The sequence below is a fragment of the Nostoc sp. DedQUE07 genome, assembly GCF_034530975.2.
Taxonomy (GTDB): domain Bacteria; phylum Cyanobacteriota; class Cyanobacteriia; order Cyanobacteriales; family Nostocaceae; genus Nostoc.
In genome coordinates, this window is record NZ_JAVRCC020000030.1 from 68,592 (window position 1) to 83,990 (window position 15,399).

General features: G+C 41.8%; 9 protein-coding genes. 3 read left to right on the forward strand and 6 right to left on the reverse strand.

Features of this window, described 5'->3' with window-relative positions; translation table 11 throughout:
- Positions 1-236: 236 nt before the first annotated feature.
- Together RMZ95_RS21765 and RMZ95_RS21770 are read left to right on the forward strand one after the other, a co-directional pair.
- Positions 237-821, forward strand: a complete 585-nt coding sequence (locus RMZ95_RS21765; RefSeq protein ID WP_322684720.1) for a hypothetical protein — start codon at positions 237-239, stop codon at positions 819-821.
- A 94-nt stretch (positions 822-915) separates the two neighbouring features.
- Positions 916-1,812 carry a DUF4351 domain-containing protein gene (locus RMZ95_RS21770; protein WP_322684719.1) on the forward strand — a complete coding sequence of 299 codons (897 nt, stop codon included), beginning with the start codon at positions 916-918 and terminating at the stop codon, positions 1,810-1,812.
- 98 nt (positions 1,813-1,910) lie between these two features.
- On the opposite strand, the gene RMZ95_RS21775 is transcribed toward RMZ95_RS21770, so the two are convergent.
- The 6 genes from RMZ95_RS21775 to RMZ95_RS21800 all read right to left on the reverse strand — a co-directional run bounded on the left by RMZ95_RS21775 (position 1,911) and on the right by RMZ95_RS21800 (position 9,699).
- On the reverse strand, positions 1,911-3,092 hold the full coding sequence (locus tag RMZ95_RS21775; protein ID WP_322684718.1) for a hypothetical protein: 1,182 nt from the start codon (positions 3,090-3,092) through the stop codon (positions 1,911-1,913).
- 161 nt (positions 3,093-3,253) lie between these two features.
- Complete coding sequence (locus tag RMZ95_RS21780) at positions 3,254-4,516, reverse strand: decarboxylase (protein WP_322684717.1); 1,263 nt, start codon at positions 4,514-4,516, stop codon at positions 3,254-3,256.
- A 53-nt stretch (positions 4,517-4,569) separates the two neighbouring features.
- On the reverse strand, positions 4,570-6,405 hold the full coding sequence (locus RMZ95_RS21785) for an asparagine synthetase B family protein (protein WP_322684716.1): 1,836 nt from the start codon (positions 6,403-6,405) through the stop codon (positions 4,570-4,572).
- A gap of 5 nt (positions 6,406-6,410) precedes the next feature.
- Positions 6,411-7,034 (reverse strand): DUF3859 domain-containing protein, encoded by a 624-nt coding sequence (locus tag RMZ95_RS21790; RefSeq protein ID WP_322684715.1) that lies wholly within the window; start codon positions 7,032-7,034, stop codon positions 6,411-6,413.
- Between the two features lie 304 nt (positions 7,035-7,338).
- Positions 7,339-7,593 carry a hypothetical protein gene (locus tag RMZ95_RS21795; RefSeq protein ID WP_322669580.1) on the reverse strand — a complete coding sequence of 85 codons (255 nt, stop codon included), beginning with the start codon at positions 7,591-7,593 and terminating at the stop codon, positions 7,339-7,341.
- A 291-nt stretch (positions 7,594-7,884) separates the two neighbouring features.
- On the reverse strand, positions 7,885-9,699 hold the full coding sequence (locus RMZ95_RS21800; RefSeq protein ID WP_322684714.1) for a ShlB/FhaC/HecB family hemolysin secretion/activation protein: 1,815 nt from the start codon (positions 9,697-9,699) through the stop codon (positions 7,885-7,887).
- A gap of 207 nt (positions 9,700-9,906) precedes the next feature.
- On the opposite strand from RMZ95_RS21800, the gene RMZ95_RS21805 reads away from it, so the two are divergent.
- Positions 9,907-15,177, forward strand: a complete 5,271-nt coding sequence (locus RMZ95_RS21805; RefSeq protein WP_322684713.1) for a CHAT domain-containing protein — start codon at positions 9,907-9,909, stop codon at positions 15,175-15,177.
- Positions 15,178-15,399 lie beyond the last annotated feature (222 nt).

Here is a 15,399-nt window from a genome sequence, read left to right on the forward strand (position 1 = left end):
TGTAGGGGCGTATAACTGTGCATCACGATGAGATATAGCGGTTCTCGAATGGAAGCAATACATTTTGACCTCACTTCCATTCCTCTCTCCTAAAAGAAGAGAGGCTTTGAATTTTACTCCCCTTCCCTTGTAGGGAAGGGGCTGGGGGTTAGGTCTGTATCGCACTCAACTAAGAAGCGTTATAAATGTATTTCGTACCACTGAAAACGCTATAACATCATTAGAACTTGAGAAAGATGTTTTATTTTCCGGCTGAGTATTTTTTACAGGCGTATTCTTTACCCCTGATTCCTGAAGTGAGATTTCAAAAAGACTATTTTTCTGAGTATCCTGAACAAATTCGCGTTAGTGGGGATGTAAGCCTACGCACTGCTGTATCTTACACTCGTAAACCTGGGTACTATGCAGTACATTACAATCAACCCAGCACTGTGGCAACAGGAGCAATTTTACGACTTAACGACGGTGCGATGTCTACGACGGGCTACGCCTACGCAGTTTTTTCAGGCGAACCCAATCAATCAGAACAGGGTATATTGAGTCCAGTTTATACACTAGAATCCAATGCTTCTTTAGCAGTACCAACTGGACTGGTTTTTATCCGCTTTGCTGAAGGCGTTGATGTGGAGTCGCAGCGCGAGGTAATTAATCGAGCAGGTTATGAAGTAGCAGAAAGCCTTTATTATGCGCCTCATAGCGCTTGGTTACGTGCCAAATCAGGTAATATTGTTGATGCGATCGCTGGAATTTCTCAGTTAGAAGCGATCGCTAATGTTGAGAATGTTGAACCTCAAATGCTTATGGAAAGAGGTTTAAGATAAATTAGAAATTATACATATTAGAGATATTCTTACTTCTAAGTTGACGGTAATATAAGTACCATACTTCACTATTGCCTAAATCTTTTTTGGTTGAATGACTAGATTTATCCATGACCAATTTGCAAAAGACTATTTGGAAGAATTATTAAAACCTTATGGAGAAGTGCAAGGTTCTAGCCGTGTGGCGGGAGAAGTTCGAGAAATCGATGTTTTATTTTCTCCTTTAAGCAAACAAAGCACTAATTTGGAAACACTAGGATTATTAGGAAGATTTGCCGCTACAACAGCCATTTTTGAACCCTTCCGTAACGCTGCATCGAAAGAAGAAATTTGTGATTGTCTGTTAAAATTATTAGAAGTAAGGGGTGGATTACAACGTCAAGCAAATCGCAATAAAACTTCCATTTCAGAATTAGAACTTCCCAAATTATGGATACTCACCCCAACAGCATCTACAACGCTGTTGTCAGGATTCGGTGCTACTCAAAAGGTAGATTGGCTACCTGGAGTACATTTTATCGCAGAGTATTTGCGGACTGCGATCGTTGCGATTCACCAGTTACCGCGCACCCAAGAAACTCTATGGTTAAGAATTCTCGGTCGAGGAACAGTACAAAAACAAGCCATAGATGAATTAGAAGCACTACCATTAAATCATCCATTTCGCAGAGCAACGCTAGAATTACTTTATAACTTGCGGCAAAACTTGCAAGTTAATCAAAATTCAGAAGAAGACGATCGGGAGTTAATTATGCGATTAAAACCACTTTATCAACAAGACCGAGAACAAGCTGTACAAGAAGGAAATAAGCAAGGCGAACAACGTTTAATTATACGTCTACTAAATCGCCGTTTTGGTGAGATTGATTCATCTACTATTGAGCGAGTTCAAGGATTATCTATTGAACAATTGGAAGCGTTAGGAGAGGCTTTGTTAGATTTCTCAGCTATTTCTGATTTAGAAGCTTGGTTAAACCAAAAAATTGAATAAATATCATCTGTAAATCAATTAAACAAATTTTATGTGATACTGCATTTTATTCATGTAGGAGCAAGTCATGAATTGCCCCTACAATTGAAAGGAGAATACTAACCAAAACTTTGAACAACGTACATATCATTTCCTGTATCACCGACTAAAAGCAAGCTACTGTCATCACTTTCTAAATTTTGGCTGCCAGCAATACCCTTTTGTAGAACTTTAATTATTCTTTGGGGAGTGAAAGATTCCAATTCTACAAATTTTCCCGATTCTAACCATGCTAATTCTTCAGCAGATAAACTTTGACGTATTTCTTCAGACAATTGTTTAGCTGCTTGCGCCGACTCTGGAGAGGATTGAATGAACATTCCGCGCTTAGTAGCGATAATTTGACGTGGCGTTAGTCCAATATCAATAATTGCAATCTCGCTATTGAGAAACCAATTAGCATTAGTTCTCAAACTATGAACTAAACCAATTCCTCGTGGATTGCAATCATGTATTGCATAGACTTTCAAATCGGGATTGCGGCGCAGCATTTGCATTGTGGTGTCAAAAATGCTTTGGGGATATCCAGTAATGCTGAGAATAGCACAGTTATTTTCAAAGTGAAAATTATTAGCAATTAATAGTTGAGCAATACTAGCACTATCACAAACGACTAATCTATCAAAACTGTAAGCCGTTACATCAGGATTAACCGTGGCTGGTTTATTTTCCTGCTTTGGTGAAGGAAGAATTTTGAGAATGGAACCATTTATTTGCTGCCAGCGATTTAGCCAATCTTTAACCTGAGATTGTGAAAGTAAAAATTCTTGCACTACTTCAATCTGATTTAGCTGTCTACTTCCTAAGTACAATGAAACCATCCCAGTTATTACTGCAATAGCAAATGCAATAAATGAATTTAATATAATTATACCGATCGACATTCCTCCTACTAGAATTATTACACCTAAAATCTGCAACATCCTGGCACTTGATCTTCTTCCTTTATTATTAATTTTACGAGAATTGGTGTTTTTAAATAAATAAACAGCCAAGATTAAGTTATATATAAATAGAACAATCACAAAAGAGTTAGAGCCTAATATACCTGAAAGTATCCCACCAATAAAACCAGGTGCCCAAATACTAAAAAATAGATAAAAAAAGAGATAAGCAAAACCAAACTTACTTGCAGAAAATAAATTTTGTCTAACGCGATTGTCTAAAAAATAAAGCAGTTGTTTGGGCGTAAAAAATAATGTACCTTGAGCAGAGATGTCAGATATAGCTTTTGCAAACATGGGATCAGTTATCTTAACATTACTCATGCTAGTCGGTTCAAAGGCAAAGAGATGATTGCATTTTACACACCGACCTTGATTAGCTGTCCGGTCTTTTAGTTTATTATCAGTTCCGCAGTTAATACACTTCATAATGATTGCCTAATGTTATTTATTAATTGTTAGTTATCTAGCACTTGATTTGTTAATAAAACACTGTAATCTTCGCGCCGACGAATCAAGCGATGTGTGTCATTTTCTAGCAAGACTTCCGCCGGCTTGGGACGGTGTAAAAAGTGAGACGACATTGCATAACCATAAGCACCGACATCTAGAATGGCAACGATATCGCCAATTTCTAAAACTGGAAGTTGGCAATTTTTCCCTAGATAATCTCGTGAATATGTAGTGTTACCACATATATCAGTTGTAAATAGGGAGACGCGATTAATCGCGTCTGTACAAGAGTGGGGAATTGAGGATTTGTTTGCTTGCTTCCAGGTGATAATTTCTCGGTAGCCGCCGTGTACTGAGGGTACTGAAAGATTAGCAACGGTGGTATCAACTCCAACAATCTGTTTTTCTCCTTGCCATTTTACCGAAACAACTTGAGCAAGCAAAGTTGCACATCCAGCGATCGCACTTCGTCCCGGTTCAATCACCAAATCAATTTTCCGCCCTAAACGAGTAATTCTCTCGGTTAACTCAGCCCCAAATATTTCCCAGTCAAAGGCTGTTTTGTTGTGGTGATAAGGATAGCCAAAACCACCACCAAAATCTAAATATTCCCAATCAGGTAACTTTTGTGCTGTGGCGATTACCGTATCAATTACTTGGGTAAAAGCGGCTGTGGCATTAGTTCCCGTTCCTCGATAGAAGTGTAAACCACTCAGCTTTAATCCCACCTCAGCAGTTAAAGCGATCGCATCACCAAATTCTTCTGGACGTACACCAATGCGGCTATCTCCGGTAATTTCTGGCAAATTGAGACGTAAACCGAGGCGAATAGATTTCTCTCTGTGTTTGGGCAAAACTTCACAGCACAATTGCAACTGAGCAAGGCTATCGAGATTGAGTGTTGTAACTCCCCAATTTAGGGCTTGTAGCATCTCAGCCTGATTCAAATTACTGCCGCTATAAACAATCTCGCTAGGATCGAAACCAGCTTGCAATCCTAAATAAATATCTCCTGGCGTATTGGCGTGAAGTCCCCATCCAAAGGAACGAAAAATTTTTAACAGCGCAATGTTGCCATTAGTAACACTGGCAAACCGAAATTGCGTGCGCGGATAACTGACTGCTTTGCTAATCCGCTCAATAGTTTCGCGCAAGCGATCGCCATTATAAACATAAAGCGGAGAACCATAAGTACTCAGTAACTCCTGAGCAAATTCTTTAGAGAATGGGAGATTAAGACGATTATGAGTTAAATTATTTGATACCATTTACCAAAAATACTAATAAAGTAAATTACGAATTACGAATTACGAATTACGAATTACGAATTACGAATTATTTTGTAATTTCTCCATAGCCAACGATGTAACCAAAAGGGATGATCCCAAGACTGTTTAGTTATTTCTTCATTTAAAACGTGCGATCGCCAAAGTTGCCACATAATTAGTAACCAGAGTGTTTCACCAATTCGACGGCCTTGAATAGCTGCTCCCAGTTTGCCTTCAACGATTTGTGCCGCGATGTGAGGATAAAAATGGTTGTTGGCGCGAAGTCTTTCTGGATTGAGCCAAATGCCGAGTTGATGCCAAAAATCATTTAAACACCAAGAAGTTAAAGGAACCCCCATACCACGTTTTTGTCGCCAGACAATTTCGGGTGGAAGCCAATTTTCTACAGCCCGTTTGAGGATATATTTTTCACAAGCACCCTGCAAACAGAGTTCTCCAGATAGGCAAAATGTCCACTCAGCCAAAGGTAAATCACAAAAAAGCGATCGCACCCATAATCCATGAGCAAACCCCAATGCAGTGGCACGGGGATGGATATTCTGCGCTCCTTTGAGCATCAAATTAGCACGGCGGAGGCGATGCAGCAAAGATGGACATTCATTGCGATCTAAAGCCGCCAATAGCCAATCTTCAGGATGCAAATTTTGGATCTGTGCATAGATATCTGGCTGATAAACTTGAGATTCGTATCCTCCAAGACGGTGAAAGGTGCGGAAATATTGCTGGATAAAACTTTCCTGTCCGGCGGGATTTTCTGCTTGATAAACACCTGCGGCAATTAAAGGTTTGTTCGTCCAACCAGCAAACAATTGATCTCCACCTTCGCCGTTAAAAATTACCTGAGTTTCCTGACTCGCCCTCTCAGACAGGAGATACAACGGCACACACACCCCATCTCCATAAGGCAAATCTAATGCTTGCACAGTCGGAATTAAAGCATTCTCAATCGAATTTGGGGTTACTGCAACTTTAACAAGCGGAATTTTGAGAAATTGAGCGACTTGTTCAGCATAGAGATATTCTGGAATACCTGCGTTCCCAAAATCTAAAGTGTAGGCGCGGACTTTTACCCCAGCTTGTACCAGCAGCGCCGCCACCACTGAAGAATCAAGTCCGCCAGAGAGAAACACCCCGACAGGCTCATCTTTTAAATCTGCAATTTGTCGCTCAATGGAGTTTTTAAGGAGAGTTTGCAATTGGGTAATTGCTGTAGCTTCGTCTGTTAACTGTTCTGGCACTTCCCGCCACGAGTGGATGTTTTTAGATTTAGGTGTTTGCAGAATACCTGATTGGCGATCGCTCTGCCAAACTAATTCCGTCCCAGCCGTCACTGCAAACACCTGATTAATAGGAGTTAAGGGTGTGGGAACGTAAGAAAAACAGCTATAGCCATATAACCCAGGAATGCTAACTTCTGACTGTGGCAAAATCGGTAAAAGTAATTGCAGTTGGGATGCAAACCAGATTATTTGTCCTTGCACAGTCCAATACAAAGGAATTCTTCCGAAAGGTTCTCTTCCCAAAATTAGGCAGTTGTTTTCTTGGATTACCCAAGCATCGGGTGAATTAAATAATCCTGATGCAAAGATGGCAGCAATTTGATTTTGTTGCAGTGGGGGATTGCCATCAATTCCTATGTAAACAACATTCCAGATGGGAAGAGGATTATTTTCTTGTGTAGAAAACTGACTTTTCAGACCTAACCCCCTAACCCCCTTCCCTACTAGGGAAGGGGGAAAATTCAAAGCCTCTCCCCTTGTAGGGGAGAGGTTTGGAGAGAGGTTTTCCACCACACTAGTTAACAGCGCTTCCAACTCCTGTTGAGCGCCGTAACCCCAATAGCCAAGAAAGTGATGCGGGATAACCATCTGGACTATTTAACTTCAAAGGTTTCATCGCTAATCTGCCGACCTTTTAGGAACATCTGCACTTTCCAATTGCCAACAGTTGCAGCTGGGTTAATAGTGTAGCGACACTGGGTATCCCAGACAGATGTATTAATTTCGCGGGTTTGATAGTTGTTTTGCTTGACAATTTGACCGCTTGGGTCAATCCAATTACAAGAGAGAGCCAGCTTTTTACCTAAAGGTGCATCCTTTAAGGTGACACGATATAACACTTCTGGATTGGTTTGGCGAGAAATTGTCTTTAAGTCGCCGCCATTATCTTGTATCAAAGTAATGCGGTCTTGTTGAGCAGAAACACGAGAAAGTGTAGAACTTTGCTGCTGCATGAAAAATATTGTCGATGCAATGACAATTACTACAATTGCCACCACTCCAGAGGTAATCCATCGATTCCGGCGTTGTTGTACTTCCAATGCTTGGCGGCGATTTAACTGAATCAGCGCTTCATCTAGTAACTCTGGCGGTAAATTCAACTCCTGTAAAATTTCTCTAATCTGCTGTTGGTCTAGTTCCGCTTCCCGACGCAATTGCAGACCTTCTACTTCTGTAACTATTTGTGATAATTGCTCTTGAGTCAGTCGCCGCGTCATAGCTTAACTCCTGTTGAAAAACTTTATGGCGATCGCTAAATCTCACTTTTGTAGATACATCATAAGCTACAAAATAAAGTTGTTGCTTTTCGGATTCTTTAAGAGATACTTTGTAACAACTAAAATTAATATGACATAACAGAATTGGTATTACCTGTAACAAGTAGAATTAACATGACGAAAAAGATACTTCTTGCAAAAGCCAAAAAACCGCCCTAAAATCAATTTATGGGCGGCTCAAGGATTTTTGCAATAGTATTTTTGCACTAAATTTAAAAAAAATTACTAATACCTCCTTCTTAGTTTAAATTTCTTGATTTCCGCCAATAGACAATTGTTTTTTGCTATGTTTCAACTCTTTCCAAAGTGACTTAATTTGCTGATAAGCCTCTTCCTGAGACAATTTACCCCCTGTTTCTAGGGAAGTGATGTAACTAATTCTTTGAGAGAATTCTTGGAGGTTGGCATTAAACACCAAATTCTCTGGCTGAAATTTACCGTAATAGCGGCTACGAGGGTAAAGAAAGCTGTTTTTGTCTTGCGAGTTAGATTGTGCCATAACTTCTCTTTTATAATTCTTTCCTTCTTAAATTTATAAACTAAAACTTTCCCCTTTGTGTATATACACAGGATAAAATTCAAATTCCTGAAGAAAGAAGTTAATTTTTTAGTTCAATATTAGGATAAAGCAGAAGAACAGGTAATTAACTGTGGAAAATACTGAAATCAGTACCTCCTCTACTAAAATAAGTAAGTGAAATAGCATTTTGCTAATTAAACTCGACTTCCTCAAATACGGCTCAAATAATATCATGCCCGCAGAATTAGTTATGATTACCATAGCCTTTAGCTAGGGTTGATAGCGAAGGCTAAAGTAAAAGCCATCATCTTGAGCGTTATTACCACGATCGCTCAGATCGATAAATGGAAATCCATAATCTAGGCGCAAAAACAGATTATCAATTCCCATTGCCTGATTCCATATTAATCCTAAGCCCGCGCCCACTAAAAAAGTTTGACTAGGTAGCAGATTCGGATTATTAGACTGATTCCAGACGGCTCCCATATCCACAAATGGTGCAAGTTGAATTGTGGATAATCCAGATTCATTGCGCTGTACCGTAAACCGATCTTCGATCGCTACCCGAAATCCATTATCCCCAGAACGGCTATTTTGGCGATATCCCCTTACCGATTGTCCGCCGCCAATCACAAATTGCTGGGAAGGTAAAAGGCTATCTGGTGTAAGCTGCAAGTCTGCTTGGATGAGCAATAAATGATCGTTACTGAGTTGCTGCACGCGCTGTATTTGACCTAGCCAACTGAAAAAGCGACCATCGGGTATGGGGTCATTGTTGATAGTTGCATCTAATACATCAACGCCAAAATTAAATTGCGATCGCAAAAACCAAGCTCCTTGAGGTTCGCGCTTGATATAATCTTGAGCAAATTTAATTACACTTGTACGACTAACGCCATTGGCATCAGGCCCAATGCCAAAGGGTTGTGCGCGGTTATTAAAAATAAAAGTTTGACCATCTTGATAGGTAAATCCTAAAGATAAGGCAAATTCTTCTCTAGGCGATCGGATCAATGGTTGACGATAATTGATTTCATAAAGATCCTGGTTGGCCCGAATCCCAAAGGCATCAAAGGGTGACTCAGTAATTTCGTTGCGATTAAATGCCGCTCGAATCTGCACTTTCCCATTCATGGCGTTCACGGGAACCTGATAACTAAAATCAAAGACATCGGAACCACCAGAGAGTGTATGGTAATAGGAGCCAGCTAACTCATCTCCCATACCGGTTAAATTGCGCGATCGCAATTCAACACCCAATCTTTGGGCGCCAATACTGGGAGGCGAATAATTATCTACACCCAAACTACCAATTATAGTTTTTGCCTCTTCAACTCTGACAACGAGAATACTTTGACCAACCTTACCCGTTGGACGCAAACTCGCTTCCACGTTTTTGAACAGAGGATCTAGCCGCAGTAGCCTTAGTTGTTCTTCGAGCTTACCAGTATTCAGAGGGATACCAGCACCTAGTTGGATGCGACTACGAATATAAGATGGGTTTAATCGCCGCGTCCCTTGGATGTCAATCTCTGTCAAACGCCCTTCCAACACCTGAATTACCACAACACCATCTGCGGTACTAGATTGTTGAGTATCTAGAATTGCTCTGGAATTTATATACCCTTTATTTAGGTAAAGCTGGGTAACGGCATCGGCGGCTTGTCTGATTTCTTCTAAAGTCAAGTCCCGTCCTTCAAACGGTTTCACTACTGGATTAAAATCATTTTCCTGAAAAACTGTGCTACCTACAACCTGAATTTTCCGAACCCGAATGCGTTGTGGTGTTTCTGGTTGTGGGTTAGTTGCTGGAGTAGGTTCTGTTGACTGTACTATTTGTAACTCTGACTGACTGCTATTTTGAACCGAGTCCGGTGTAAAAATATTAGCTCTAGCTCTCAGTCCATTTGCAGTTACAATCCAGACCGCAGGCAGAATTAGCAAGCCGCACCGAAAGCTGAAACTGTGCTTACTGCATTTAGTAATAGCCAAGCTTTGCCAATTGTCTAACTGATGAGATAAATAGACAATTCTTTGCTGAGTCGTTGCTCTAGGCTGAACACCAGTTTCTGTTTCTTTTCTCATTTCTCTTCAGTGGAGTGCCTTATTTAACGACTGGGCTGATTTTGATTTTGGAGTATGGTATGGCTGTATGAGTATTTCAATATCATATTTTTGATATTCAAATTTCAAAAGATTTGTAACTAAAACTATAATTAACAGCGATTTCTTCTAAGTGATAGTCCCTAGCATTATATTGTGGTAATAGGTAGAAAACTTGGGAAAACTTCGATGTCACCACTGATTTCCATTGTCATCGTCAATTACAATCGGGAGTCTTACCTTCAAGAAGCGATCGCTAGCGTCTTAGCGCAGACATGGCAAAACTTTGAGTTACTAATTTGGGATAATGGCTCTACAGATGGATCGGTGGCGATCGCTCGCGCTTATACTCAACAAGATGGGCGAGTGCGGGTGGTAGAGGCAGACAATCAAGGAGTTGCTGCGGCTTGTAAGGCAGCGATCGCCCAAACTAGCGGCACTTACATCGGTATATTAGACAATGATGATATCCTTGCCCCCACAGCTCTTGCTCAAACCGCTACAGTCCTCAATCGCCACCCAGAAACGGGATTTGTTTACACTGACTACTTAAATATCGATCCAAACGGCAAAGTTATCGGTTATGGCGATCGCTGTAACATTCCTTACTCTCAATCAGGTTTGTTGGTAGATTTCATGACTTTCCACTTCCGCTTGATGCGGCGATCGGTTTATGACCGAGTGGGAGGTGTTAACGAATTGTTCTCTTGCTGTGCCTATGATTATGATCTATGTCTGCGACTTTCAGAAGTAGCCCAAGTGCGCCGAATTCAAGAGCCACTTTATTTCTACCGAAATCATTCTCAAAGCATCTCTGTTACTAGACAAAAAGAACAAATACTCTGGTCTAAGCGAGCGATCGCTCAAGCACTTTGGCGGCGCGGATTAGCAGACAAGTTACAAATCGATGTAGAATTGCCCACAAGTCGCTTCATATTACGCTGCAAAAAATCTTTATTAGACCTCTTGCATAAATCAAAAATAAGAAAGAACCCCACCCCGCCAAAGCTGCGCTTTGTCTCCCCTCCCCGCTTGCGGGGAGGGGTTGGGGGTGGGGTGTTAGGGACTTGTACAAGAGGTCTATTGTCTAATATCGCCGCTTCAGGCTTAGTTATTGCCTCGCTGGTAAATCCCAAATTAGCCCAAGCACAACAAATAGTTCCTGCTGCCGATGGCACAAACACAATTGTAACTCCCAACGGCAATCGATTTGATATCACTGGCGGCACAACTTCAAGAGATGGTGCAAACCTCTTTCACAGCTTTCAACAGTTTGGAATTTCACCAGAACAAATTGCCAACTTTCAAGCTAGTCCGGCGCTGCAAAATATCCTTGGTCGAATTACAGGCGGGAATGCCTCGGTTATCAATGGTTTAATTCAGGTGACAGGTGGTAATGCTAACCTTTTCTTGATGAATCCAGCCGGATTTATTTTTGGAGCAAACGCCAGTTTAAATGTGCCTGGTGCTTTTACGGTGACAACAGCCAATGGTATTGGTTTTGGCAGCAGTTGGTTTAACGCTATCGGTGTTAATGACTACATAAATTTAGTTGGAAACCCCAACGGATTTGCCTTTAGTATGAACCAGCCAGGAGCGATCGCCAATGCTGGAAATTTGGTAGTCGGTGCTGGGCAAAATTTGAATTTATTCGGCGGTACTATAGTCAATACTGGGCAACTTTCAGCACCGGGAGGGCAGATTGCCGTTACATCAGTACCAGGACAAAATTGGGTGCGTCTCAGTCAGCCAGGAAATCTGCTAAGTCTAGAAATTCAGCCCCTCGCCTCTAGTAGCACTCAACCCAACAACTGGACAGTTCCCATTGCCTCAATACCCGAACTGCTGACAGTTGGTAACACAGGCTTAACTGCCAATCCTGATGGAACTGTAAAATTGACAAATTCCAATGTGACAATTCCCATAACTCCAGGTACAACGATTGTTTCTGGAACAGTTAATGCAGCGAGTCAAACAGGCGGTACTGTAACTGCTTTGGGTCAAAAAGTCGCGGTGATTGATGCCAATATTAACGCCTCTGGAAATAATGGCGGCGGTACTGTGCTAATTGGTGGCGATTATCAAGGTCAGGGGACTTTACCCAACGCAGATCGGACTTATGTGGACTCAAAATCCGTCATTAATGCTGATAGTAATTTGAATGGAAATGGCGGACGGGTAATTATTTGGGGTAACGACACAACCCAGTTTTTTGGAAAAATTTCGGCTCGTGGAGGAGCAAATGCGGGGAATGGTGGTTTTGTAGAAGTATCAGGCAAAAATTTCTTGACCTTCAACGGTTTGGTAGATACTTCAGCCGTCAATGGCAACTTTGGCACTTTATTACTAGACCCCAGCACATTGACAATTATCGATGGTGCAGCAGGGACAGGTGATTTTGATGCTACAGCAGGCAATATTGCCTTTGGCGATGCAGATATTGGGGCTAACACTGTTTCTTGGGGTGCGATCGCAGCTTCGGGTGCAAATATCAACTTACAAGCTACAGGCAACATTACCATCGATGACATCACCGGAGCTACGCCCTTGGTGACTACTCCTGGTGTCGCAACATTAAACTTGGGTGCTGGCGGTAGCTTCAGCCTCTCCTCACAAACTGGTTCTGTAAACTTTGTCAATCCCACCAACACAATCCAGACAACTGGGGGAGCGATTAACATTTCTGGAGCTAGTTTATCACTGGGCAATCTCGATACAACTACTGATTTTTCTGACAATAGTGGCAATGTTAACTTGTCTGCGACTGGCGACATCGTTGCGGGCAACATTATCGCCAGCGGCCAAGGCTACTTGGCAGGTAATATTACAGTCACAAGCAGCAGTGGTGGGATTACTCTAAATAATCTCGATACTAGCAACACTGAAGGGTTTAATACTATTAATACTGCTGGAACAGTCAGTTTGAGTGCCACAAGCAATATTCTCACAGGTAGGATTGATGCTTTTTCAAATAATGCTGATGGCTCAGGTCAGGCTGGCGATGTAGTAGCAACAACCACAGGCGGCAGTATTACCACAGAGGCAATTAACTCGTCTGTAGTTAAGGAAGGAGGTGGCGATTTTATCGGCACAGCTGGCGCGATTAGTTTAACTAGCAGAGATAATATCACTGTGAATGATGCCATTAACGCCTCAGCAAGTGCGATCGGAGTCGATGGAACAGGAAATCTTACAAGTGGCAACGTTACTTTACAGACTACGAATACATCTGGTAGCAATATTCGTTTTACCAACATCAACACCCAGGCGATCGCAGACGATTTTGTTGATGGAAACACAGTTCAAGGTGGCAATGTGCAAGTGCTAACCAATGGACTTATTCAGGGAATCGGAACCGGTGAAGCGATCGCAACTGGTGGATTTTTTACTGGCGAAGGAGGTACTAACGTTCAACCTTCAACAGGAGGTACTGTTAGCATTCGCCATGATGGTGGCCCAAACAATGTAGATTTTATTGTCGGTGATGCAAGTGTCAATGGTACAGCAGGGTCAATTAATACAGGTGACAATTCAATCATCGCTAATAGCTTTCCAGTCTTGCCAAATGGTGGAGATGCTAGCGGTACACCAATCGGCATCACCATTACATCTGTCAACACACCGCCGACATTAACAGCAAACTCATCGCTACCCGATACCCAGACCAATCAACCTGTTACCTTAACGTTCTCTAGTTTGGCTCCACTGGTCAGCGATGTTAATAATGACATCACCTCCATCAAGATCGATGTCGTGAATACGGGAAACATCACTGTCAATGGCGTTCCCGTCATCCCTGGTGTTACAACCTTATCTAGCGGCGATACTTTGGTATACACACCTCCAGCAGATACAAATGGGTCGCTAAATGCTTTTGTAATTAGTGCAAATGACGGCGTTTCCTCTTCTGCACCTGTACAGATAGGAATCAACGTCAGTCAAACTCCTACTCCCAATCCTGAAACACCAAATCCTGAGACACCTAATCCTGAAACTCCAAATCCTGAAACTCCAAATCCTGAAACTCCGAATCCTGAAACACCCAATCCTGAAACTCCAAATCCTGAAACTCCAAATCCTGAAACTCCAAATACTAACCCCTGCACATTCCAATGCAATCTACCAAGTAAACCGAATAACCCTGTCCTCAATAATCCTCAGATTGATAACCCCGTTCTTAATCCCGACCCCACTCCCGAAGACAATTTCACAGATGATTTTGCCGACCATTTAGGCATACCCAGCCCTAAAATCAAAACCCTAGATGATGCCAAAAAAATTGCTCGTAAAATTGAAGAAGCTACTGGTATTAAACCTGCATTTATCTACATCAGTTTTGTCCCTGTGGAAATTTTACCAGAGGGGAATTTAGGCAAAGCTCAAAAATTTACAAAACAGTTAAATACCGTAGCAGAAAAAGATAGCGACCAACTAGAAGTTGTAGTAGTAACCGGAAAAGGCGATCCGATCCGCAAGCGCATCCCAGAAACAACTAAAGCCAAAGTTCTCCAAGTAGCTCAAGAATTTCGTGACCAAATCGTTAGTCCACAAAACCGTCGTCGCACCGGTTATTTGCGTTCATCTCAACAACTTTATCGCTGGATGGTTGCACCACTAGAGGCAGATTTACAGGCGAGAGAAATCAACAATCTAGTCTTTTTACCAGATATTGGGTTACGTTCAACCCCAATGGCAGCACTTCACGATGGTAAGGGATTTCTAGCAGAAAAATATAGTATTGGCTTAATGCCTAGTCTTAGTTTGACTAATACCCTCTATAAAGACATCAAAAAATCTCAAATTTTAGCGCTGGGGGTTTCTCAGAGTACTCAGGGACAAGAGCCTTTACCAGCAGTCCCTCTTGAGTTATCAACACTAGTATCTAAACTCTGGCAGGGCAAATTATTGTTAGATAAGCAAGCCACCTTAAAAAATCTTAAAACGATCCGCCGCCAACAACCTTTTGGAATTATTCACATGGCAACCCATGCCAATTTTGCTACGGGTGCTTTGAATAATTCCTATATTCAACTGTGGGAAGACAAGTTACGCTTGAATCAATTACGACAGTTGCGCTTGAATGAACCTGAAGTTGAAATGCTCGTGCTGAGTGCTTGTAGAACAGCTTTAGGGGATAAAGAATCCGAACTGGGATTTGCGGGTTTAGCAGTGCTGGCAGGTGTGAAAACTAGTGTTGCTAGTCTTTGGTCGGTTAATGATGCTGGCACAGCGGCGTTGATGACAAAATTTTATGAGAATTTAAAGACAACTCCAATTAAGGCAGAAGCTCTCAGACAGGCTCAGGTAGCTATGCTCAAAGGGCAAATTTATGTCAAGGATGGACAAGTGCAAGGTTTAGGAGGAGTTGGGAATTTGCCTTTACCTGCTGACAGTGCTGATGAATCACTTATGCATCCTTATTATTGGGCTGGATTCACAATGGTTGGTAATCCTTGGTGAAGGTAGGGAATAATGAAAAGGGTATAGGGGATAGGGTGTGGGGTGTGGGGAACCCCATACTTAAAAGCAGGAGTTTCAAAACGGACGCTGTATATCTTGCACATACGTGTCACTACATACATCTTTTGATTTTTTCCATATTTAAAAACAGGGGCTTGTACCCGTTGGGTGCGAGAGAACGTTCTTTATCTAATACCTACACCCCACACCCCACACCCTTCT

Bases quoted from the DNA above. Each gene is read 5' to 3' on its own strand.
- RMZ95_RS21765 (WP_322684720.1), top strand. From the start codon at position 237: ATGTTTTATTTTCCGGCTGAGTATTTTTTACAGGCGTATTCTTTACCC.
- RMZ95_RS21770 (WP_322684719.1), top strand. From the start codon at position 916: ATGACTAGATTTATCCATGACCAATTTGCAAAAGACTATTTGGAAGAA.
- RMZ95_RS21775 (WP_322684718.1), bottom strand. From the start codon at position 3,092: ATGTTTGCAAAAGCTATATCTGACATCTCTGCTCAAGGTACATTATTT.
- RMZ95_RS21780 (WP_322684717.1), bottom strand. From the start codon at position 4,516: ATGGTATCAAATAATTTAACTCATAATCGTCTTAATCTCCCATTCTCT.
- RMZ95_RS21785 (WP_322684716.1), bottom strand. From the start codon at position 6,405: ATGGTTATCCCGCATCACTTTCTTGGCTATTGGGGTTACGGCGCTCAA.
- RMZ95_RS21790 (WP_322684715.1), bottom strand. From the start codon at position 7,034: ATGACGCGGCGACTGACTCAAGAGCAATTATCACAAATAGTTACAGAA.
- RMZ95_RS21795 (WP_322669580.1), bottom strand. From the start codon at position 7,593: ATGGCACAATCTAACTCGCAAGACAAAAACAGCTTTCTTTACCCTCGT.
- RMZ95_RS21800 (WP_322684714.1), bottom strand. From the start codon at position 9,699: ATGAGAAAAGAAACAGAAACTGGTGTTCAGCCTAGAGCAACGACTCAG.
- RMZ95_RS21805 (WP_322684713.1), top strand. From the start codon at position 9,907: ATGTCACCACTGATTTCCATTGTCATCGTCAATTACAATCGGGAGTCT.